The organism is Reyranella sp. GW821-FHT14A01, assembly GCF_058803965.1.
Genome location: NZ_JBXAPM010000001.1, coordinates 1 through 21,541 on the forward strand (window position 1 = coordinate 1; position 21,541 = coordinate 21,541).

At 66.5% G+C, this 21,541-nt stretch carries 19 protein-coding genes; 9 read left to right on the forward strand and 10 right to left on the reverse strand.

Annotated features, from left to right (window positions below; translation table 11 throughout):
• Positions 1-85: 85 nt before the first annotated feature.
• The 3 genes from AC1ROX_RS00005 to AC1ROX_RS00015 are packed head-to-tail and all read right to left on the reverse strand — an operon-like array spanning position 86 to position 2,408.
• Positions 86-1,222 (reverse strand): C45 family autoproteolytic acyltransferase/hydrolase, encoded by a 1,137-nt coding sequence (locus AC1ROX_RS00005; protein WP_493121209.1) that lies wholly within the window; start codon positions 1,220-1,222, stop codon positions 86-88.
• A gap of 9 nt (positions 1,223-1,231) precedes the next feature.
• On the reverse strand, positions 1,232-1,858 hold the full coding sequence (locus tag AC1ROX_RS00010; protein WP_493121211.1) for a thiamine pyrophosphate-dependent enzyme: 627 nt from the start codon (positions 1,856-1,858) through the stop codon (positions 1,232-1,234).
• Between the two features lies 1 nt (position 1,859).
• Entirely contained in the window at positions 1,860-2,408 is a 549-nt protein-coding gene (locus AC1ROX_RS00015) for a thiamine pyrophosphate-binding protein (RefSeq protein WP_493121213.1), read from the reverse strand.
• A 105-nt stretch (positions 2,409-2,513) separates the two neighbouring features.
• Here AC1ROX_RS00015 and AC1ROX_RS00020 point away from each other — a divergent pair, with 105 nt between their 5' ends.
• Positions 2,514-3,446 carry a LysR substrate-binding domain-containing protein gene (locus AC1ROX_RS00020; RefSeq protein ID WP_493121215.1) on the forward strand — a complete coding sequence of 311 codons (933 nt, stop codon included), beginning with the start codon at positions 2,514-2,516 and terminating at the stop codon, positions 3,444-3,446.
• Here the strand turns inward: AC1ROX_RS00020 and hemJ are convergent.
• Genes hemJ through hemE form a run of 3 tightly spaced genes read right to left on the reverse strand, consistent with a single transcriptional unit; the run spans position 3,433 to position 5,825 of the window.
• Positions 3,433-3,858, reverse strand: coding sequence for a protoporphyrinogen oxidase HemJ (hemJ, locus tag AC1ROX_RS00025; RefSeq protein ID WP_493121217.1), 426 nt, complete (start codon positions 3,856-3,858; stop codon positions 3,433-3,435). The genes AC1ROX_RS00020 and hemJ overlap by 14 nt on opposite strands.
• Positions 3,848-4,786 carry a ferrochelatase gene (hemH, locus tag AC1ROX_RS00030; RefSeq protein ID WP_493121219.1) on the reverse strand — a complete coding sequence of 313 codons (939 nt, stop codon included), beginning with the start codon at positions 4,784-4,786 and terminating at the stop codon, positions 3,848-3,850. The genes hemJ and hemH overlap by 11 nt, the downstream gene beginning before the upstream one ends.
• Position 4,787: 1 nt before the next feature.
• Positions 4,788-5,825 (reverse strand): uroporphyrinogen decarboxylase, encoded by a 1,038-nt coding sequence (gene hemE / locus AC1ROX_RS00035; RefSeq protein WP_493121221.1) that lies wholly within the window; start codon positions 5,823-5,825, stop codon positions 4,788-4,790.
• A 323-nt stretch (positions 5,826-6,148) separates the two neighbouring features.
• Between hemE and AC1ROX_RS00040 the strand changes: the two genes are divergently transcribed.
• Genes AC1ROX_RS00040 through AC1ROX_RS00050 form a run of 3 tightly spaced genes read left to right on the forward strand, consistent with a single transcriptional unit; the run spans position 6,149 to position 8,420 of the window.
• Positions 6,149-6,982 carry a pyruvate, water dikinase regulatory protein gene (locus AC1ROX_RS00040; RefSeq protein WP_493121223.1) on the forward strand — a complete coding sequence of 278 codons (834 nt, stop codon included), beginning with the start codon at positions 6,149-6,151 and terminating at the stop codon, positions 6,980-6,982.
• A gap of 23 nt (positions 6,983-7,005) precedes the next feature.
• Positions 7,006-7,428, forward strand: coding sequence for a hypothetical protein (locus tag AC1ROX_RS00045; RefSeq protein WP_493121224.1), 423 nt, complete (start codon positions 7,006-7,008; stop codon positions 7,426-7,428).
• Between the two features lie 23 nt (positions 7,429-7,451).
• Positions 7,452-8,420, forward strand: a complete 969-nt coding sequence (locus tag AC1ROX_RS00050; protein ID WP_493121226.1) for a Bug family tripartite tricarboxylate transporter substrate binding protein — start codon at positions 7,452-7,454, stop codon at positions 8,418-8,420.
• Between the two features lie 61 nt (positions 8,421-8,481).
• Here the strand turns inward: AC1ROX_RS00050 and AC1ROX_RS00055 are convergent, their stop codons facing one another.
• Positions 8,482-11,274 carry a [protein-PII] uridylyltransferase gene (locus AC1ROX_RS00055; RefSeq protein WP_493121228.1) on the reverse strand — a complete coding sequence of 931 codons (2,793 nt, stop codon included), beginning with the start codon at positions 11,272-11,274 and terminating at the stop codon, positions 8,482-8,484.
• A gap of 44 nt (positions 11,275-11,318) precedes the next feature.
• On the opposite strand from AC1ROX_RS00055, the gene AC1ROX_RS00060 reads away from it, so the two are divergent.
• From AC1ROX_RS00060 to mnmE, 3 genes are read left to right on the forward strand one after another with little or no spacing between them, the layout of a single operon-like run.
• Positions 11,319-12,212, forward strand: a complete 894-nt coding sequence (locus AC1ROX_RS00060) for a sugar ABC transporter substrate-binding protein (RefSeq protein WP_493121230.1) — start codon at positions 11,319-11,321, stop codon at positions 12,210-12,212.
• Positions 12,213-12,223: 11 nt separating this feature from the next.
• The gene (locus AC1ROX_RS00065) at positions 12,224-12,559 is read left to right on the forward strand and encodes a ComEA family DNA-binding protein (RefSeq protein ID WP_493121231.1); all 336 of its coding nucleotides are present in this window, start codon (positions 12,224-12,226) and stop codon (positions 12,557-12,559) included.
• A complete protein-coding gene (mnmE, locus tag AC1ROX_RS00070; RefSeq protein WP_493121233.1) occupies positions 12,556-13,899 on the forward strand; it encodes a tRNA uridine-5-carboxymethylaminomethyl(34) synthesis GTPase MnmE in 1,344 nt (447 codons plus the stop codon). Before AC1ROX_RS00065 ends, mnmE begins: the two co-directional genes overlap by 4 nt.
• Before the next feature lie 4 nt (positions 13,900-13,903).
• Here mnmE and AC1ROX_RS00075 read toward each other — a convergent pair whose 3' ends face one another.
• From AC1ROX_RS00075 to AC1ROX_RS00085, 3 genes are read right to left on the reverse strand one after another with little or no spacing between them, the layout of a single operon-like run.
• Entirely contained in the window at positions 13,904-16,057 is a 2,154-nt protein-coding gene (locus AC1ROX_RS00075; RefSeq protein ID WP_493121235.1) for a molybdopterin cofactor-binding domain-containing protein, read from the reverse strand.
• Between the two features lies 1 nt (position 16,058).
• Entirely contained in the window at positions 16,059-17,057 is a 999-nt protein-coding gene (locus AC1ROX_RS00080) for an FAD binding domain-containing protein (protein ID WP_493121237.1), read from the reverse strand.
• Positions 17,054-17,692: a 2Fe-2S iron-sulfur cluster-binding protein gene (locus AC1ROX_RS00085; protein ID WP_493121239.1), complete on the reverse strand. Its 639-nt coding sequence runs from the start codon at positions 17,690-17,692 to the stop codon at positions 17,054-17,056. The genes AC1ROX_RS00080 and AC1ROX_RS00085 overlap by 4 nt, the downstream gene beginning before the upstream one ends.
• Positions 17,693-17,822: 130 nt before the next feature.
• Here AC1ROX_RS00085 and ligD point away from each other — a divergent pair, with 130 nt between their 5' ends.
• A complete protein-coding gene (gene ligD, locus AC1ROX_RS00090) occupies positions 17,823-20,453 on the forward strand; it encodes a DNA ligase D (protein WP_493121241.1) in 2,631 nt (876 codons plus the stop codon).
• A 103-nt stretch (positions 20,454-20,556) separates the two neighbouring features.
• The gene (ku, locus tag AC1ROX_RS00095) at positions 20,557-21,468 is read left to right on the forward strand and encodes a non-homologous end joining protein Ku (protein ID WP_493121243.1); all 912 of its coding nucleotides are present in this window, start codon (positions 20,557-20,559) and stop codon (positions 21,466-21,468) included.
• Positions 21,469-21,541: the final 73 nt, after the last annotated feature.

The window sequence follows — 21,541 nt, forward strand, 5'->3', positions numbered from 1 at the left end:
CCGGATGGCCATCCGGGCCCACACGCTTCTTGCGAAGCGCTCAAAACCTACCGGATTTTGCTAAGACGAGGATGACAGGTGTTGATTACTCAGCCGCCTGCTTCTGCGCGAGGCGGTCCGGCGTCAGCGTGTAGGTCGTGAACTGGCGGTTCAGCGCCGGCATCGGGCAGGCTTCGAGATGGCCCTCGGCCGGGCGCATCAGGATCATTGCCGTGGTCGCCGTCATGACGCCGCGCGTGTTCATCCGCGGCGGGCGGCAGACCGAATGGGGCGTGCCCCAATCGTCGAAGAAGGCCTTCCGGAAATCCTCCAGGGTGAGGCTGCCGCGTTTGAGCGAGAGCTGGTCGCGCACCCTCTTGTCGCGATAGATCGAGTCCGGCGTCTCGGCGAGGCCGGTATCCTTCACCTTGGCGCGCGCCGAGTCGGCGATCCAGTGATTGGCATGGACGTAGAGGCCGCGGTCGGGCGCGATCCAGAAGGTCTCGTCGGGCGCGCATTCGAAGCCGAAGGCCTCGCCATCGCAGTGGCTGACGGCCATGTGGTTGGAGCCGGGCTTGGGCGTCGAGACGATGGTCTGCACCGCCAGAGCGAGATGGGACGCCTCCAGCACCTTTCGGCGGATGAACGGCAGCGGCACGCCCTGCCCGCGCTGGTAGTCGCGGTCGCATTCCAGCGCATTGGCCGTGAGACCGATGCCGGCCGAGTTGAGGCCCGAACGGGCAAGCCCGCCCGCTTCGGTGAAGGTCAGGATGTCGGGCCCATCATCGCGGCGAATGCGCAGCACCACGCCGGTCTCGGCGCATTCGGCGCGCCAGTCCCAGTTCTGGCCGTGCAGCAACACGCCGTCGGCGCTGGCATCGGGCAGCGCGAGCGCGGCCGTGCAGCCGTCAGGGAAATGCCGGGAGGCCTGCTGCTTGCGCGCCGCCACCACCATCTCGGTACGGGCGTTCATCAGCACGACGGCGGCGAAGGGCTCGTTCGCGCCCTCGGCGATGCCGCGCATCTCCTCGGTGTAGGTCGGATCGAACTTGTCGATCAGCGGCACCATCGCTTCGGCGCGCTGCTCAAGCTCCTTCCAGTCGACGCCCGACTTGAGCAGCGACTCGGCGTACATCCTGGCGCCGCGCTTCAAGCGATCCGCGGCCGCCTTGCCATGGATCCGACCGCGCTCCCGGGGACCGCCGGACAGATCGATCAGCGGGAAGGGAGCGTAGTCGGTCATGGGAGCCTCTTAAGGGTGACCCAGCAGGGCCTGACGGAAGCGGTCCTTGAGATGCGCGCCGTCCTGCGGCGGCATCACGAACTCCAGCTTTTCTACCATGACCTTCACGAGCCGGAACACCGGACCCTTCTTGGTCCGGACGTCCTTCACGAGGTCTGCGACCTCGCTCGACTCGCGCACCGTCGTGGCGTCGGCGATGCCGCAGCCGCGCGCGATCATGGCGAGGTCGGTGCCGGCGCCGGACTCGGTCGGGCCGTTGTTGCGCGGGCTGGTGTGCGTGGCCTGGTTGCCGGTCTCGCCGAACTTCTCGTTGTCGAGCACGACGATCGCCAGGTTCTCCGGCATCTGCGTCGCCACGGTGGCGAGCGAACCGAGGCTCATCAGCATGTCGCCGTCGCCGGTGATGACCAGCACGCGCTTGGTGGGCTGCGCCATGGCGAGGCCCAGGCCCATGCCGACCGGCGCGCCCATCGAGCCCCAGAGCGGCATGTTGAGCGGACGGTCGCCGGCGGCGGTGATGTCCCAGTTCGACGAGCCGAGGCCTGCGATGACCAGCAGGTCGTCGCCGGCATTCTCGAGGAGTTGCTTGACCAGCGGGCGGCGCTGGAGAGTTGCGCCTGACTTGTTGGGGCTCATCCTACTTCTTCCCGAAATTCTTGATGCCGATCAGCTTCTGGCGCAGCAGCACGGCGACGGCCTGGCCGCCGTTGAAGGCCGAGCGCGCGGCGGCGTCGACGGTGGTCTTCACCTCATCGGCCGTCTCGACCGAATAGAGCAGCACGCCCATCGCCTCGAGCACCTTCGGCGTGCCCTGGCCCATCGGATACTGCCAGGAATTGAACTCGCCCCAGTCGCCGCGCATCGTGATCAGGGTCAGGAATGGGAAGCGCAGCGTCTTGGGCATGCCCATCAGGTTGATGGTGTTGCCGACGCCCGAGCTCTGCATCAGCAGCACCGAGCGCTGGCCGCCCAGCCACGCCCCGGCGGCGAGCGGGATGCCCTCCTCCTCGGTCGTGAGCGCCAGGGTGCGGATCGAGTTCGACTTCTGGCAGGCCTCGATCAGCCGTCCATGGCCGGCGTCGGGCACGTGATAAACCTGCTTCACGTCATGGTCCTGCAGGACCTCGAAAATCTGGTCGCGCCAATCAACTTTGGTCGAGGCAGGCTGCGTCGGTGCGGCGGTCATGTTTCTCCCAATCCGGCTCAAGGTCGGCCGGCACATTAGCTATAACGCCAGCGAAACTGGACGACTGTTGGGAATGAACAGATATAACGATATTGTATGGCTTCCATGGAGCTGTCCCAACTTCGCACCCTGATCCACGTCGCCGATCTCGGCAGCCTGAGCAAGGCGGCCGACCGGATAGGCATCGCCCAGCCCGCCCTCAGCCGCCAGATCCGGATGCTGGAGGAAGAGCTGTCAGTCCGCCTCTTCACCCGCCATGGCCGCGGCATGGTCCTCACCGACAAGGGTCGGGAGATCCTCGAGCACGCGACGAGGGTCATGGCCGAGCTGGAGGAGATCCGCGCCACCGCCGCCGACCTCGACGCGCCGTTGAAGGGCCGAATCGCCATCGGCTTTCCGCCGACGGTGGCCGACATCCTCTCGCTGCCCCTGGTCGCCGCCTTCGGAAAGACCCACCCGCAGGTCGAGCTGCGGCTCGTCGGCGCCTATACCGGCCACCTGATCGACTGGCTGCACCGCGGCGAGATCGACGTTGCCATCCTCTACGATCCGCACGTCGCTCGATCGCTGCGCACCGAGCCGTTGCTGCTCGAGGAGCTGTTCCTGATCGGACCGCCCGGGTCGGGCCTTTCCGGCGAACACCCGATCCCGTTCAGAGACCTCGATGGCAAGCGCGTCCTGCTGCCCAGCACGCGCCACGGCCTCAGGACGATCGTCGAACAGTGCGCTCTTGAGGCCGGCATCGCGCTGCACATCGCCGTCGAAGCCGATTCCTACGCGACCCTGAAAGACCTGGTCCGTCACGGCCACGGCTGGACGATCCTGCCGCTCTCGCCCATCCACGACGACATCGCGACAGGCCGGCTAGTGGCGGCGCCGCTCACGGACCCGGCGCCGGTCAGGCAACTGGTCCTGTCCTATCCGGCCGACCGGCCGGTCTCGCGCCTCACGCGCTTTGCCGGCGACACGATCGCCGACATCGTCGCCGACCAGGTCGAGCGGAAGATATGGCCGGGACAATTGCTCAGAAAGGCTTGAGCACCACGAGGACGACGATGGCGATCATCAGCAGGGTCGGGACCTCGTTCCACCAGCGATAATAGTTGGCCGGCCGGATGTTCTGGTCGGCCGCGAACTCCTTGCGCCAGCGTCCGTACAGGTGGTGAACCACGGTGAGGACGCAGACCAGCGCGAACTTCGCGTGCCACCAGCCGGCGTGCCACCACTCGCCCTGCCAGGCGAGCAGAAGGCCGAAGACCCAGGTCCCGATCATCGCCGGGTTCATGATGCCGCGCAGCAGGCGGCGTTCCATGGTCTTGAAGGTCTCGCTCTGCACCGACCCCTTCTCGGCATCGGCGTGATAGACGAACAGGCGCGGCAGGTAGAGCAGCCCCGCCATCCAGGAAATGACCGAGATGATGTGCAGTGCCTTCAGGCTCTCATAGAGCATCGCGCACCAGCCGGGCGAGGCCCTCGATGAACTTCGGATGCGTGCCGACGGTCGGCACGCGAATGTAGGCCGGCACGCCCGCTTCCTTTGCCAGCTCGCGATAGTCGATGTCGAGCTCGACCAAGGTTTCGGAATGTTCCGACACGAAGCTCAGCGGATAGAGCACGATCGCTTTCCTGTCCGTCGCCGCGCGCTTGATCTCTTCCTCGGTCGGCGGACCGATCCATTTCAAAGGGCCGACGCGGCTCTGGTAACACACGGTCCAGTCGACGGCGCCGAGCCTGTCGGCGATGGCTTTCGCCGTCTGCTCGACATGCCGCTGGTAGGGATCGCCCTTCTTCACGATCTTCTCGGGCAGACCGTGCGCGGAGAACAGCACACGCACCGGCTGGTTGCCGGCTTCGGCCAATCCCTGCCTGACCAGGTCGACCGAGGCCTCGATGAAGCCCGGCTCGACAGGATATTCCTTCACCTCGACCGTCGGCACATTGAACGGCGCGGCTTTCTTCCAAGCCTCGAACGACGAGCCGGTCGTCGTGGTCGAGAATTGCGGATAGAGCGGCAGGAGCACGATGCGGTCGGGCTTGAAGCGGGCAACCGAAGCCACGACGGCCTCCGTCATCGGATGCCAATAGCGCATGCAGACATAGCCGCGCCATTCGTCCTGGTTGCCCTTGCCGAGCTCTTCCTCGAGCGCCCGCGCCTGCGCCTCGGTCTGGCCGAGGATGGGCGAGCCGCCGCCGATCTTCTCGTAGATGCCCCGGGCCTTCGGCGTCCGCCGATGGGCGATGAACCGTGCCAGCGGCAGCCGCAGCCACGACGGCAAACCAATGATCGCGGGATCGCTGAACAGGTTGCGCAGGAACGGCTGCACCGCCTCGAGCGAATCGGGTCCGCCGAGATTGAACAGGATGATGGCGACTTTCACGTCAGCTCGGCTTCCAATTGCGCACGATCTCGACGAGCCGAGCGACATGGTCGGGCGGGGTCTGCGGCACCACGCCATGGCCGAGATTGAACACGTAGGAGCCGTGGCCGAGCTTGTCGAGGATGCGCGTCGCCTCGCGTTCCATCGCCTCGCCGCCGGCCACCAGCATGATCGGGTCGAGATTGCCCTGCACGCAGATATGCGGCTGCACTTCCTTCGCGGCCCAGTGCGCGCCGATGCCGGTATCCAGCGACAAAGCGCTGAACGTCTCGGGCAGGCGATACATCAGCGCCGCCGGACCGACGGCGCGCGGAAAGGCGATGATCGGCACATGCGGATGACGCTCGCGCAGGCCCTTGGCGATGCGCACCATCGGATCGAGCGACCAGTGGAAGAGCTGTTCTTCCGGCAGCACGCCCGCCCAGGAATCGAAGAGCTGCACGGCATCGACGCCGGCATCGACCTGGTGGCCGAGATGATCGACCACCGCCTCGATGAGGAGATCGATCAGCAGCTTGAAGGATTCGGGATGGGCGTAGGCCCATTTCTTCACCTTGGCGAAATCCCTGCTGCCGCTGCCTTCGATCATGTAGCAGGCGAGCGTGAAAGGCGCGCCGGCGAAGCCCAGCAGCGCGGTGTCCTTCGGCAGCTCGGCGCGTGTCCGCCGGATCGCTTCGTAGACCGGCGCCAGATGCTCCTGCAGGCGAGCCCGCGACAGGCGGCCGAACTGCGAGGGATCGGTCAGCGCTTCGAGCTTCGGTCCCTCGCCTTCTGCGAACCAGACCTTCTGCCCGAGCGCATCGGGCACCACGAGGATGTCCGAGAAGATGATTGCGGCATCGAGCCCGAACCGCCGGATCGGCTGCAACGTCACTTCGACGGCCTTGTCGGGCGTGTAGCAGAATTCGAGGAACGACTTGGTCGTCGCCCGCACGGCGCGATACTCCGGCAGGTAACGTCCGGCCTGGCGCATCAGCCAGACCGGTGGCGTCGGATGCCTCGTTCCGGCCAGTGTCTCCAGGAATTTTCCGCCGCTCACACTCTGTCCCTCATGCTTCCTTCTACTCTATTCATAATAGGTAGTAGCAGTAGTAGAGCCTGTGGCATGTGGGGATGCGCCCTATTGGCCATCGGTCCCCAGGGGCCTGTGGATCGGAAAACAGCGATTCCACGCGGCTGCCGGACCTGATTCCCGACTCGCAGGTCATTCGTCCCGACCTGTCCGCAGGGGAAGATAAATTGGACGGGCCGGGCGAGTCGTGACCCGAATCCGCGGCCATTGGATCGATGCTCCGCTTGTCCCCGAAATCCCCGCCGTAATCCCGCGTTTCTCCCGGCACCCCTGTGGGGTAATAATGATTCGTGGCCAACCGGAATTTTCACGTCCATCTCGTGTCCGATTCGACCGGCGAGACCGTGTCGAGCGTGGCGCGCGCCTGTCTCGTCCAGTACGAGGGCATCTTCGTCCAGGAGCATGTCTGGTCGCTGGTGCGGTCGCCGGCACAGATGGAAAAAGTGATGCAGGCGGTCGAGCGCGACCGCGGTCCCGTCCTCTATACGCTGGTCGATCCCGAGCTGCGCGACGTGGTGCGCGATCATTGCCGGCGCCTGCAGTTGCCTTGCGTCGGCGTGCTCGACCAGGCGATGAGCGTGCTGGCGGTGCATTTCCATTCCAAGAGCGAGCAGTGGCCGGGCCGCCAGCATCAGCTCGACGAGGGTTATTTCGACCGTATCGACGCCATGCATTATACGCTGGCGCACGATGACGGGCAGTCGATGCACGATCTCGACGATGCCGACGTGATCCTGGTCGGGCCGTCGCGCACCTCGAAGACACCGACCTGTGTATATTTGGCCAATCGCGGCGTTCGCGCGGCCAACGTGCCCCTGGTGCCGCAGGTGCCGACGCCTACTGAGCTCGAGGAGGCCAAGCGGCCGCTGATCGTCGGGCTGATCACCGATCCCGAGCGGCTGGTCCAGATCCGGGTCAACCGGCTCCGGCTCATGCAGCAGGACACCGAGACCGAATATACCGACATGGATACGGTGCAGAGCGAGATCCAGGAAGCGCGCCGCCTCTATGCCCGCCGCAAGTGGGCGACCATCGACGTGACCCGCCGCTCGATCGAGGAAACCGCGGCGGCGATCCTGCAGATGCTGGCCACGCGCCGCGAGCAGAGACTTCAGACGACCTAGGAACACTGAAGCAGGAGGCGACCATGAAGGCAGCCTTTGGTGCGTTGAGTTTGGTTCTTTCGGGTACGGCGGCGGTCGTGCTGCCGGCGTTGGCCGCCAACGGCATCGACGTGACGCGCGGCAGCGATTCCAACGTCTATGGCAATTGCGTGCCGAGCCTGGTCGTCGAGAACAAGTCGGGCGAGACGATCGACTATCTCCAGGTCGATGTCGTCCTGGCGCTGCGTGACGGCCGCCAGCGCACGGTCGAGCTGCAATCGGCCTATCGCGAGGGCGCCCCGGCTCCCATCGCGCCGGGTGCCAGCGCGACGCTGCGCCAGCATCTGGACACGTCCCGGGCCCTGGGGGTGCCGTGTGGGGAGGTAGCCGAAAGGCGGGTTTCCCGGACGATTTGTGAGACGGCTCATGGCATGGCGTGTGCATCTTCGGTTAGTGTGCAACCTTAGGCATTCTCTCCGAGGCAATTTCCATGAATCTCCGTCGTAGGACCGTGCTGGGCGCCGTGGGCGCATCGCTTATTGCTGCGCCGGCCCTCGCTCAGGACTATCCGAACAAGCCGCTGAAGATGATCGTGCCCTACCCGCCGGGCGGCGGCACGGACGGGCTCGGCCGCATCACGGCGCAATTCCTGTCGGAGAAGCTCGGCCAGCAGATCGTCATCCAGAATATCGGCGGCGCCTCCAGCACCATCGGCTCCGACACGGTCCGCCGTGCCGAGCCCGACGGCTACACGATCCTGTTCAACGCCAGCCTGTTCGTGCTGGGCAAGACGGTGGTCCCCTCCTGCCCCTACGACCCGCAGACGGATTTCCGCGCCATCGCCCAGGCGGGCGAGGCACCGCTGGTGCTGCTCGCCAACAACAACGTGCCGGGCAACGATTACGCGGCGGTCATGGCGGCCGTGAAAGCGGATCCCAAGAAGTTCTTCGTGGCGATCTCCTCCGGCGGTTCGGCGGGACACATCGCGACGCTGGCCTGGCTGAAGCGCATCGGGATCCCGCTGGACCAGATCCTCTACAAGGGCACCGCGCCGGCCAACACCGACCTGATGTCGGGCAGCGTCCAGTTCTTCATGGATCCCTGGACGGCGCTGCTGCCGCTCGCCACATCCGGCCGCGCCAAGGGCCTGTTCGTGACCTCGAAGGAGCGCACGGCGCTCGCGCCCAACATCCCGACGAGCGACGAGGTCGGTCTGAAGGATTTCAACCTGAGCTCCTGGTACGGCGTCTGGGCGCCCAAGGACACGCCCGACGCGGTCGTGAACAAGCTCGCCGCCGGCATGGCCGAGGTCTCGAAGGACAAGGGCTTCATCGAGAAGACCACCTCCCTCGGCATCGTGCCCACGGCGCGCGGCCCCAAGGACTTCGCGGCCTTCATCAAGCAGGAGATCGAGACCAACACGGCCCTGCTGAAGGAAGCCAACTTCAAGCCGGAGTGAGGCTGGGGGCGCGCCACTCCAGTGGCGCGTCTTTCTTATTCCAAGACGATGATCGCGCCACTCATTCAGCCGCCTTCGGCACCGGGTCGAAGCGGGAGTCGAAGTCGCGGATGGCGGCTTCGACGGTCGACGCGATCTGCTTCAGCTTGTCGGCGTGCACGACCTTCAGGCCGAACAGGTCCTTCACGTAAAAGACGTCGACCGCGCGCTCGCCGTAGGTCGTGACGTGCGCGGTGGCGATCTGCAGGTTGAGGCGCGTCAGTGCGCGCGTGACGACGTGCAGGAAGCCCGGCCGGTCGCGACCGTTGACCTCGATCACGGTAAAGGTGTCGGACGCGTTGTTGTCGATCAACACCCGCGGCTCGACCCTGAAGACGCGGTCGCGCTTGGGCCATGCGGCTCGCTGGCTGTCGAGTTCGCGCTGGATGTCGAGACGATTGGACAGCGAAAGCTCGACCCGGGCGGCCAGGCGTGCCAGCCGCTGCGGCCCGTCGAATGGCTTGCCCTCGAGGTCCTGGATCCAGAACGTATCGAGCGCCATGCCGTTGGCCAGGGTGAAGATCTTGGCGTCGACGATGTTGGCGCCGCTGATCGCCATGGCGCCGGCGAGACGCGCGAACAGGCCGTGCGTGTCGAGCGTGTAGATCGTGACCTCGGTGACCGAGCGCTCCTCGTCGACCCGATGCTCTATGGCGAGCGGTTGCTTGCCGCGCTCGGCACCGCGCACCAGCTCGGCCTGGCGCACCAGCGTCTCGATCGGAAAGGACAGCCAGTAGGAGGCGTAGCCGCGCGCGAAATGCGCCTCCTTGTCAGCCTCGCTCCAGCCCGGCAGGCGCTTCGCGATCTCGCTTTGGATATGCTTGATGCGCTCGGCGCGGCCGCCCATCAGCGTGCCGCCCGACAGGACCTGCTCCGTCGCATTGTAGAGCTGGCGCAGAAGGGCTGCCTTCCAGTTGTTCCAGACGTTCGGTCCGACCGCGCGGATGTCGCAAACGGTGAGGACAAGCAGCAGGCGCAGCCGCTCGGGCGACTGGATCAGCGCGGCGAACGTCTCGATGGTCTTGGGATCCATCAGGTCGCGCTGGAACGACGTAGCCGACATGGCGAGGTGATAGCGCACCAGCCACGCCACGGTTTCCGTCTCGGCGGCGCTCAGCCCGAGACGCGGTCCGAGCTGCATCGCCACGTCCGCACCCAGGATGGAATGATCGCCGCCGCGGCCCTTGGCGATGTCGTGCAGCAGCACCGCGAGATAGAGCACCGGCCGCGACACGATCTTGTGCACCACGTCGGCCGACATCGGATGGTCTTCCTTGAGCACGCCCGACTCGATCTTCGAGAGGATGCCGATGGCGCGGATCGTGTGCTCGTCGACCGTGTAGGTGTGATACATGTCGTGCTGCGTCTGCGCGACGACCCTGCCGAAATCCGGCACGAAGCGGCCGAACACGCCGGCCTCGTTGAGACGCCGCAATGTCGTCTCCGGATCGTGACGCGACGTCAGCATCTCCATGAACAGGCGATTGGCTTCCGCGTCGTTGCGAAGCTTGTCGACCAGCCGGATGTTCTGCGTGATCAGCCGCAGGGTCGCGGGATGGATGTCGAGGTCGTTCTCCTGCGCCACGTGGAAGAGACGCAGGATCGCCACCGGATCCTTGGTGAAGGAGTCGGGCGAGGCAACGGCCAGGCGTTCACCGTCGAGGCGGAAGCCTTCCAGCTCGCGCGGCCGCAGGCTCTGCCACAGCGCGGCGAGCTTGGGCTTGCGCCGCCGGCTGTCCTCGAGGGCGGCCACGAAGATGCGCGTCAGGTCGCCCACTGTCTTGGCGTGGAGATAATAGTGCTTGGTGAAGCGCTCGACGCCGCGGCTGCCCGGGCGGTCCTGGTAGCCGAGACGCGCCGCGATCTCGCGCTGAAGATCGAACGACAGGCGATCGTCGGCGCGGCCGGTCAGGTAGTGGATGTGGCAGCGCACGGTGGAGAAGAAGCGTTCGGCCCGCTCGAAATGCCGCGCCTCCTCTTTCGTCAACACGCCCTTGGCGACCAGCTCACCGGGCTCGCTCACGCGATAGAGATACTTGGCGATCCAGAACAGCAGGTGCAGGTCGCGCAACCCGCCCTTGCCTTCCTTGACGTTGGGCTCGACGACGTAGCGCGAATCGCCCATGCGCTGGTGGCGCTGGTCGCGCTCCGCCAGCTTGGCGTCGACGAAGTCGCGGCCGTCGCCGGTATAGAATTTCTGCGCGAAGCCGCGCTGCAGCTCGTCGAACAGCGCGCGGTCGCCCCACAGGTAGCGCGCTTCCAGCAGCGCCGTGCGGATGGTCTGGTCGCGCTCGGCGTAGCGCAGGCTCTCCTCGACGGTGCGGGTCGCGTGGCCGACCTTGAGGCCCAGGTCCCACAGGAGATAGAGCATGAACTCGACGATCTGCTCGCCGCGCGGCGTCTGTTTGTAGGGACGCAGGAACAGGAGATCGATGTCGGACAGCGGCGCCAGCTCGCCGCGGCCATAGCCGCCGGTCGCGACCACACCCAGACGCTCGGCGGCGCTGGGATTGCCCGCCGGATAGGCATGCTGGTCGGCGAAGTCGAACAGGACCCGGATGATCTGGTCCATCAGATAGGAGGTCGCGATCAGCACCGCCGGCCCGTCATTCTTGAGCGGACCCGGCTCCTCGAAGCGGCGGCGGATCTCGGCCCGGCCCTTGGTCAGCGCATCGCGCAGCAGGGCGAGCACCGGCGGGCGCGGTGGCTCGCCACCCTCCGGCAGGTCCTCGACCAGGCGGGCGAAGGCTTCCTCGAGGGTGCGGCGGCGCACGATGGCGCGGCGGTCGGGGATCTCGTCGTAGGGTTGGGCCATGGCGGGCGCATACTACAGGGCGTCGATGGCCTAAAGTAGGGTCCATGGCCCCGTCTTTCACCCTCGCCGTTTTCACAAAGAACCGGGTAAATCCCGCCTATGACGCGGCCCGGCTGGCCGTCGACCGGGTCGCGGCCGAGGCCGGCGCCCGCACCGTGCACTATGTGCCCGCGACGCCCGATCATGTCGGCGAGCAGAAGGCGCTGGTGGCCGAGGCACTGTCGGCCCGTCCCGATGCCGTCCTGTTCAATCCGACCGACGATGTCGCGATGGAGGCGGACGTGGCACGCATCGCCGCGGCCGGCATCCCGGTGGCGGTGTTCATCAACCGGATGACGGTCCCGGTCCTGACCTTCGTCGGCTCCGACGATGTCCGGGTAGGCGAGACGATCGCCCGTGCCCTGTTCCAGGGGCTGGGCGGCAGCGGAAAGGTCGTGGCGCTGGACGGCACGCCGGGCGCCCGCACCGCGCGCGACCGGACCGAGGGGCTGCAGCGGGCGCTGGCGGCCTATCCGGGCATCGAACGGCTGGGCTCCAGGGTCGGCTATCTCCAGGAAGCGCCGGCACGGACCGCGATGGAAGAGCTGCTGGAGGTCCATCCACAGATCGACGGTGTCTGGACGGCCAACGACGTCATGGCCTTCGGGGCGCTGAAGGCGCTGAAGGAGGCCGGTCGGACCGCGACCGTGGTCGGCATCAACGGCCTGCCGGCCGCGATCGGGCACATCGAGCACGGCACCATGCTGGCCAGCGTCGATTTCAGCGCTTTCAACATCGCGGCCATTGCGGCCCAGGCCGTGCTGCGGCACCTCGCGGGTCAGCCCGTGCCATCCGAGATCATGGTGCCGGCCGAACTGATCGACCGCTCGAACTGCCATCGCTGGAAGGTGCCGTTCGACCAGCGTCCCATCCCGGCCTGGGACGATTTCGTGCGATAGTAATCACCATCATGTCGTTCAAAGCATTCCTCGCGACAATGGCGATTCTGCTGAGCGCCGGCGCGGTCCATGCCCAGGGCGCGCGCCCCGCGCCGGCAGCGCCTGCTTCCAGCCTGATCGATCTCAACAGCGCCAGCCGCGACGATCTCATGTCGCTCGACGGGATCGGCGAGGTGCGGGCCGACGCGATCATCCGGGCGCGGCCCTTCAAGGCCAAGACCGAGCTGGTCGAGCGCCGCCTGATTCCCGAAGCGCTCTACGAGAAGATCGCCGACAAGGTGATGGCCCGTCCGCCGCCGGCCGCCCCGCCGGCGCGTCCTGCCCAGCCCGCACCGAAGCGGACGTGAACGAAGCGACCATCTATGCGCTGGGCACGCCGACGCCCACGCGCGCCCATCCCGGCGCGCTCGCGGTCGTCCGGCTGAGCGGTCCGCGCGCGGGCGACGTTTTGGTGGCGCTTACTCGAAAGCCGTTGCCAACGCCGCGCCGCATGGCCTTGCGCACCCTGTTCGATCCCGCGACCGGCGAAGCCTTCGACAAGGGCCTGGTCGTGTGGTTCGCGGCACCCAACACCGAGACCGGCGAGCCGATGGTGGAGTTGCACCTGCATGGCGGGCGCGCCGTCGTCGGGGCGGCGCTCGAAGCCATCGCCCATCTGGGCTTCTGCCGCCTGGCCGAACCCGGCGAATTCACGCGACGCGCCTTCGAGCACGGCAAGCTCGACCTCACCGAAGCCGAGGGCATTGCCGACCTCGTGGCGGCCGAGACGGCAGCGCAGCGCCGGCAGGCGCTGCAGCAGATGGAGGGCGGGCTTCACCGGCTGTACGAGGACTGGCGCGGCAAGGGTCTGCGGGCGCTCGCTCACCTTGAAGCAGCGATTGATTTTCCCGACGAGGATCTGCCCGAGGGATTGGCCGACGAGGTGCGCCTCGCCATCGCCGGGCTGCGGGCCGGGATCGCGGCCCATCTAAAGGATCGCCGCGGCGAGCGACTGCGCGATGGATTGTCGATTGCCATCATCGGGCCACCCAATGCGGGCAAGTCCTCGCTGCTCAATCTCCTCGCCCGGCGCGAGGCGGCGATCGTGTCGGAAACCGCCGGCACGACGCGCGACGTGATCGAGGTCCATCTCGATCTCGGCGGCTGGCCTGTCGTGCTGGCCGACACGGCAGGCCTGCGCGAATCGCGCGATGCAATCGAACAGGAAGGCGTGCGCCGCGCACGAGCACGAGCGGCGGCGGCCGACCTGCGTGTGCTGGTGCTCGATGCGTCGGGTGATTGGCGCGCGGAAATGCAAGCGATCACCGGTGCGACCGAGCGGTGGGACAGCGCACGTGACATCGTCGTGGTGAACAAGACGGATCTCGCTTCCGTCGACGATCGGGAAGTCGTTTCTCTGTCGACCAAAGGCGGTGTTGGCCTGCCTGAATTACTGAGGCGCCTGGAGCTGTCGGCAGAGGCATCGATGGACGAAGGCGCCGGCGCGCCGCCGCTGACACGGGCACGACATCGCGAGGCGCTGATGGAGTGTCAAGCCTCGCTCGAACGAGCGCTTGTCGCTCCGGAAGTCGCGCTGGCGGCCGAAGACCTTCGTCTTGCAATGCGCGCCATCGGCCGCATCACCGGCACCGTGCGCCTCGACGAACTGCTCGACGTCATCTTCCGCGACTTCTGCATCGGCAAGTGACCGCCTAGCCGCCGCGCTTCGTTCCACCCGGCAGTTGCGCTTCCGAGGCGGCGACGCGCGGGAGGCCGGGCAGGATCTTGTCGACGGTGATCGGATAGTCGCGCACCCGCACGCCGCAGGCATTGTAGACGGCGTTGGCCACGGACGCACCGGCGCCGCAGATGCCCAACTCGCCGACGCCCTTGGCGCCGAGGGCGTTGGCCTTGTCGTCGTACTCTTCGAGGATCACCGCTTCGACGTCCGGCACGTCGGCATGGACGGGCAGGTGATAGTGCACGAGGTCGTTGGTGACGAAGGCGCCGTAGCGCAGGTCGAGCACCGCGTCCTCGTGCAGTGCCGAGGAGACGCCCCAGATCATGCCGCCGATCAGCTGCGAGCGCGCCGTCTTGGCGTTGAGGATGCGGCCGGCGGTGAACACGCCCAGCATCCGCCGCAACCGGATTTCACCGGTGACGCTGTCGACGCCGACCTCGGCAAAGTGGGCGCCGTAGGAGTACTGAGAGTATTTCTTGTACTCCTCGCCCGGCTTCACGCTGCCGGTGGCGCTCAGCCCCTGCGCGCCCTCGCCGGCATCGAGCCTGGCCTTGAGCTTGCGGCAGGCATCGAGCAGCGCCGCGCCGCAGCTCGCCGCGCCGAACGAGCCGCCGGAGCCCGGCGTGTCGGGGAAGGAGCTGTGGCCCAGGCGGACATCGACCCTGGAGACCGGGATGCCCAGCGTCTCGGCCGCTATCTGCGCGAAGATCGTGTAGGAGCCGGTGCCGATATCGGTCATGTCCATTTCGACGACGGCGCGATCGGCGCTTTCCATAGTAATCCGCGCTTCGGCCGGCCGGAGATAGTTGGCCCGCATCGCCGAGGCCATGCCCATGCCGACCAGCCATCTGCCGTCGCGCACGCGGCCGGGCTGCGCCTGCCGCTTGTCCCAGCCGAAACGCCTGGCGCCTTCCTGCAGGCAGGGTACAAGCTGGCGCGTCGAGAAGGGCACCTTCTTCTCGGGATCCTCCTTCGGCTCGTTCCGGATGCGCAACTCGACCGGATCGATCTTCAGCCGCTCGGCCAGCTCGTCCATCGCCTGTTCGAGCGCCAGCATGCCGATCGCCTCGCCGGGCGCGCGCATCGCATGAGCTGACGGCAGGTCGAGCGCGGCGATGCGCTGGGACGTGAAGCGGTTCGGGGCGGCATAGAGCGCGCGGGTCGTCATCACGATCGGCTCGGAATACTCGTCCGAGCGCGCACTCTGCGCGTGCGATTCGTGGGCGATGGCGGTCAGCGTACCATCCTGCTCGGCGCCCAGCCGGACCTTCTGGATCGAGGCCGGACGATGCGGCGTCGCATGGAACATCTGCTGGCGGGTCAGCACGATGCTGACGGGTCGCTTGAGCTCGCGCGCCGCCAGGGCGGACAGGACGATCTCGGGTGTCAGGGTCAGCTTGCCGCCGAAGCCGCCACCGATGTACTCGGCGATCACCTCGACCTTTTCCTTCGGCACGCGCAGGGTCGCCGCCAGCGACTTGTGCGCATTGTCCACGAGCTGCACGGCGCAATGGATGGTGAGCTTGTCGCCGGTCCACTCCGCCACGGCGGCATGTGGCTCGATCATGCTGTGCGACTGGTAGGGCGTCGTGTAGGTCGCCTCGATTTTTACCGGGGCGCGCGCGAAGGCTGCATTCGCGTCGCCCAACTTGCTGTCGCTCGACTCGGGCCCCTTGCCCTTCTTCGGATCGTAGGCCTGCGGACGCGCCGCCTCGAGGTCGTAAGTGCCAGCCTCGCGCTTGTAGGAGACGAGGATCGCCTCGCCCGCCGCACGCGCCGCCTCGCGGGTGCGGGCCACGACCAGCGCGATCGGCTGGCCGAAATTGCGGATCTTCGCGTCGCTGAGCTGCGGGCTTATCCGCGCAGTTCGGTCCTCGCTCTTGGCCGGCGGCATCGGTGCCTGCTTCGGCGCGTTCTCGTGCGTCATCACCAGCAGCACGCCCGGCATCTTGCGCGCGGCGACGGAATCGATGGTGGCGATCTCGCCGCGACCGATGGTGGCGGGCACGATGTAGCCGTAGGCGAGACGATCAGCGCCGTGGTCGGCGCTGTAGACCGCGGCGCCCGTGACCTTGGCGCGGCCATCGATACGGTCGATCGGCTGGCCGATGATATTGTCCGGCATGTCAGCCTCCCGCCTTTGCCAGTTCGCCCAATGCGCCGGCGACGGTGCGCCGCGCGAGGTCGATCTTGAACTCGTTGTGCTTGCGGCCGATCGCGCCCTTTACCGAGGCCGCCGCCGCCGCATCGAAAGCTTCATCGCCCGCCGTTGCGCCGACCAGCGTCGTCTCCGCTTCGCGCGCAGGCCACGGCTTGTGCGCGACGCCGCCCAGCACCAGCCGGGCTTCGCGCACCTTGCCGTCGGCAATGTCGAGGACCGCCGCCACCGACACGAGCGCAAAGGCGAAGGACGCGCGGTCACGCACCTTGCGATAGAGCTGACGACCCTGCGGCGGCGGGGGAAGAACGATCGAGGTGATGAGCTCGCCGGCACCGAGCGTCGTGTCGTTCTCCGGCGATGTGCCCGGCAGTCGGTGCAGGTCGGAGACTGGCACCTTGCGTGTCGCGCCTTCGGCCGTCTTGACCTCGACCTCGGCATGGAGTGCCGTCATGGCGACGGCCATGTCGGAGGGATGGACGGCGATGCACGATTCCTTGCCATCCTCGGCGACGCCCAGCACCGCGTGCATGCGGTTGTAGCCCAGAAGGGCGGAGCAACCGCTGCCCGGCGCGCGTTTGTTGCAGGGCTTCGAGACGTCGTAGAAATACGGGCAGCGCGTGCGCTGCAGGAGATTGCCGGCCGTGGTCGCCTGGTTGCGCAACTGGGCCGAGGCGCCGTTCAGCAGGGCAAACGACAGCATTGGATAGCGCTGCCGTACACGACCATCCGCTGCGAGCGTGGCGTTGCTCACCAGCGCACCGATAGCGAGGCCGCCCTCCGGCGTCTCGGTCACGCTGTTCAAGGGCAGACGCGATACGTCGACCAGATGACGCGGGCGCTCGACATCGACCTTCATCAGATCGAGCAGATTGGTACCACCGGCGATGAAGCGCGCACCCTGCTCGCCGGCGGCGCGGACCGCAGCCGCAACATCGTCCGGCCGCTCGTAAGTGAAGGCCCTCATGTCGAGCCTCCTTTCGCTTCCATGATCGCCGCCACAATGTTGGGATAGGCCGAGCAGCGGCAGATATTGCCGCTCATGCGCTCGCGAACCTCGTCGGACGTGACGTCCGATGCGGCGGTGATGTCGGCGCTCACGGCCGACGGCATGCCGTCCTTGAACTCGGCCAGCATGCCGACCGCCGAGCAGATCTGGCCCGGCGTGCAGTAGCCGCACTGGAAGCCATCATGTTTCACGAAGGCGGCCTGCATGGGGTGCAGCTCCTGGCCGCGTGCCAGCCCCTCGATGGTGACGATACGGTCGCCGTCGCGCTGCGCCGCCAGGGACATGCACGCGTTCATGCGCATGCCGTTCACCAGCACGGTGCAGGCGCCGCACTGGCCGTGGTCACAGCCCTTCTTGGTGCCGGTCAATTCGAGATGGTCGCGCAACGCGTCGAGCAGGGTCGTGCGCGGATCGACCGAAAGTTCGCGGGGCTGGTCGTTGACCGTCAACCGCACCTTCAGGGTGGCGCCTGAAGGCGGGGTGGTGTCGCGAGCCCCGGCGGGCTGGGCGGCGAGGTCGCGACCGAGCGTGGCGGTGAGGATGGTGGCCATGCCCAGCACGCGGCGGCTGATGTGGGGAGGGATATCGGTCATGCCGAGTCGAACGGCGATCCGGCCCAAGGCGTTGCAACGACTCGAATAAAGCCACGTTCAGGTCACGGTATAGTTTGTGAAATTATAGAGGCGTACCGTGCGGAAACCCTCGCGCGCGCCAAGGTGATTCATGCGGAAGGACAGCCTCGCTCCCTATCGCGCAAAACGCGACTTCAGCCTGACGGAGGAGCCGTCGGGCAAGGCCTCCGTCCCCAAATCCCAGCAGTTGCGGTTCGTCATCCAGCGCCACGACGCGACTCGGCTGCATTACGATTTCCGGCTCGAGCTCGACGGCACCTTCAAGTCGTGGGCCGTGACCAAGGGCCCCTCGCTCGATCCCACGGTCAAGCGCCTGGCCGTCGAGGTCGAGGACCATCCGCTCGATTACGGCGATTTCGAAGGCATTATTCCCGAAGGGCAGTATGGCGGCGGCACGGTCCAGCTCTGGGACCGCGGCTACTGGATACCCGAAGGCGATCCCCATGACGGGCTGAAACGCGGCGACCTCAAGTTCACCCTGGTGGGTGAACGGCTGGAGGGAAGCTGGGTGCTGGTCCGCATGAAGTGGGACCGGCGGGGCGGTGGCGGCAAACGCACCAACTGGCTGCTGATCAAGCATCGCGACGCGGCCGCGCACGAGGGCGATGACGACAAGATCCTGAAGGATCCCAAGTCGATCGCCTCGGGTCGCACCCTGAAGGAGATCGCGCTCGGTACCGGCAAGGCGCCCAAGCCCTTCATGACCGGCAAGAAGCGCGGTGCCGATGCCGTCTGGCAGAGCAACCGCAAGGATGGTGGTGAAGACGCTGCGCCCAAGAAGAGCAAAGCCAAGGCGAAGAAAGTCTCTTCGATGCCGAAGTTCGTCGAGCCGCAGCTCGCCAAGCTGGTCGAGCGCGCCCCGGCAGCCGAGGGCTGGGCGCACGAGGTGAAGTTCGACGGCTACCGCCTGCAGCTGCGCGTCGAGGACGGCGACGCCCGTCTGCGCACGCGCAAGGGTCTCGACTGGACGGAGAAGTTCGCGGCGATCGCAAAGCAGGCGAAGAAGCTGCCGGACTGCATCCTCGACGGCGAGGCGGTGGCGCTCGACAAGCACGGCGCGCCAGACTTCGCGGCGCTGCAGGCGGCGCTCTCCGAGGGCCAATCGGAGAAACTGATCTTCTTCGCCTTCGATCTTCTGTTCCTGGAGGGCGAGGATCTGCGGCCGTTGCCGCTGTCGGAACGCAAGGAGCGTCTCAAGGGATTGCTTGAGGAATTTCCGGAGAAGGCCGGCCTGCGTTACGTCGATCATTTCGTGACGGCGGGCGATGCCGTGCTGCAATCGGCCTGCCGCATGCATCTCGAAGGCATCGTCTCCAAGGAACTCAATGCGCCCTACAAGTCGGGACGCGGGGGAAGCTGGACCAAGGCCAAGTGCCGCGCCGGGCACGAGGTGATCATCGGCGGCTGGACCAGCGAGGGCCGCCGCCTGCGCTCGCTGCTGGCCGGTGTCCATCGCGGCGAGGGCAAGAGCCGGAAGCTCGTCTATGTCGGGCGGGTCGGCACCGGTTTCGGCGAGAGCGTGATGCGCTCCCTGGTGCCGAAGCTGCGCGCGGTCGAGAGCAAGACCAGCCCGTTTGCCGCCGGCGCGAGCCCGCCCAAGGAAGCCAACATGCATTGGGCCAAGCCCGACCTGGTGGCCGAGATCGAGTTCGCCGGCTGGACCGGCGCGGGCAATGTGCGTCAGGCTGCCTTCAAGGGATTGCGCGGCGACAAGCCGGCCGAGGAGGTCGTGGCGGAAGTGGCCGCGAAGCCGGAGAAGGTCGAGATGACGAAGCCCACGCCGCGCAAGACCACGAAGAGCAAGGCGGCGTCGACACCGTCGGGGCCGGCGATCGTGATGGGCGTATCGATCTCCCATCCCGACAAGCCGCTGTGGCCCGACGAGAAGCCGCCCGTCACCAAGATCGAGCTGGCGCAATACTACGAGGCGATCGGCGACTGGATGATCGACCACATCGCCGGACGCCCCTGCTCCATCGTGCGCACGCCCGACGGGATTGACGGCAAGCAGAAATTCTTCCAGCGGCATGCCATGGCGGGGTCGTCACACCTTCTCTCCGAGGTGAAGGTCGATGGCGACAAGAAGCCTTACTTGCAGATCGATCGTGTCGAGGGGCTGGCTGCCGTGGCGCAGATGGGCGCGACCGAGGTGCATCCGTGGAACTGCCAGCCCGGCAATCCCGAGCTGCCGGGCCGGCTGGTCTTCGATCTCGATCCCGCGCCCGACGTGAAGTTCGCGGCGGTGATCGCCGGCGCCAAGGAGATCGCCGCGCGCGTGAAGAAGCTCGGCCTCGTGCCCTTCTGTAAGACCACCGGCGGCAAGGGCCTGCATGTCGTGGTGCCGCTGACCGACGACAGGAAGAGCCCGGACTGGGATACGGCGAAAACCTTCGCCCGAGAGATTTGCCGACGGGTCGCCGAGGACGAGCCCGATCGCTATGTGATCAACATGGCGAAGAAGGAACGGACCGGCCGCATCTTCCTCGATTACCTGCGCAACGACCGCACCGCGACCGCGGTCGCGCCTTTGTCCTCGCGCGCGCGTCCCGGCGCCACCGTGTCGATGCCGATCGAATGGACGCAGGTGAAGGCGGGCCTCGATCCGATGAAATACACCGTGCGTACCGCGCCGGCGCTGCTGAAGCGCAGCAAGCCGTGGAAGGACTATGCGAAGTCCGCCCGTCCGCTGCGCGCCGCCATCGAGAAACTCGTTAAATCCTGAAACCCCACCCGTGTCATCCCGAGCGCAGCGAGGGATCCTTCCTCTTCGATCGCTTAAGGATCCCTCGCTGCGCTCGGGATGACAACACCGCCGGAGCAACAACATGGCCAAGCAGAAAGCGATGCGACCGACCTGGGAGGGCCATCTGCGCCTGTCGCTGGTGACGTGCCCGGTGTCGCTCTACACGGCGACGGAGCGGACCGCCGACATTCATTTCAACATGATCAACCCCAAGACCAACAACCGCATCCGCATGCAGACGGTCGATGCCGGTACCGGCAAGCCGGTGGATCGCGCCGATCTGGTGCGAGGCTTCGAAGTCTCGAAGAACAAGTATGTGTTGCTGGAGAAAGAAGAGCTCGATGCGGTGCGACTGGAGTCGACGCGCATCCTCGACATCGAGGAGTTCGTCGATGCTTCCGAGATCGATCGCATCTACTGGGATGAGCCCTATTACCTCGCGCCGTCGGGCAAGACCGGCATCGAAGCCTATGCAGTGATTCGCGCCGCCATGGAGAAGCAGAAGAAGGTCGCTCTCGGTCGCGTCGTCATGCACCAGCGCGAACGCATCTGCGCCCTGGAGCCGCGTGACAAGGGCATCCTGCTGACCACCCTGCGCACCCACGACGAGATACGCGCGACGTCGGAAGTGTTCGACCGCAGCCTTCCCAAGCCCAACGCGCAGATGCTGCAGATCGCCGAGAAGATCATCGAGCAGCAGGACGCGAAGTTCGATCCGACGCGGTTCAAGGATCGTTACGAGGACGCGTTGCGCGAATTGATCGCGAAGAAGAAGAAGGGCCAGCCTGTCGTCTCCGAAGCGCCCGAGGCAGACGATGAAAAGGTCGTCGATCTCATGGAGGCGCTGAAGAAGAGCCTGAAAGGTGGCGGAGGTCTCTCACGCGACAAGGCCGACCGCTTCCTCGAAGCGCATGGGCGGAGCAAGGCGAAGCCCAAGGCAAAAGCCAAGACGAAGACCCGCCGCAAGACCGCATCACGCAAGCGCGCGGCTTGAGTCATTGGAGCGCGCAACTCCAGTTGCGCTCATATTTTTTTCGACAACCCATGAGCGCAACTGGAGTTGCGCG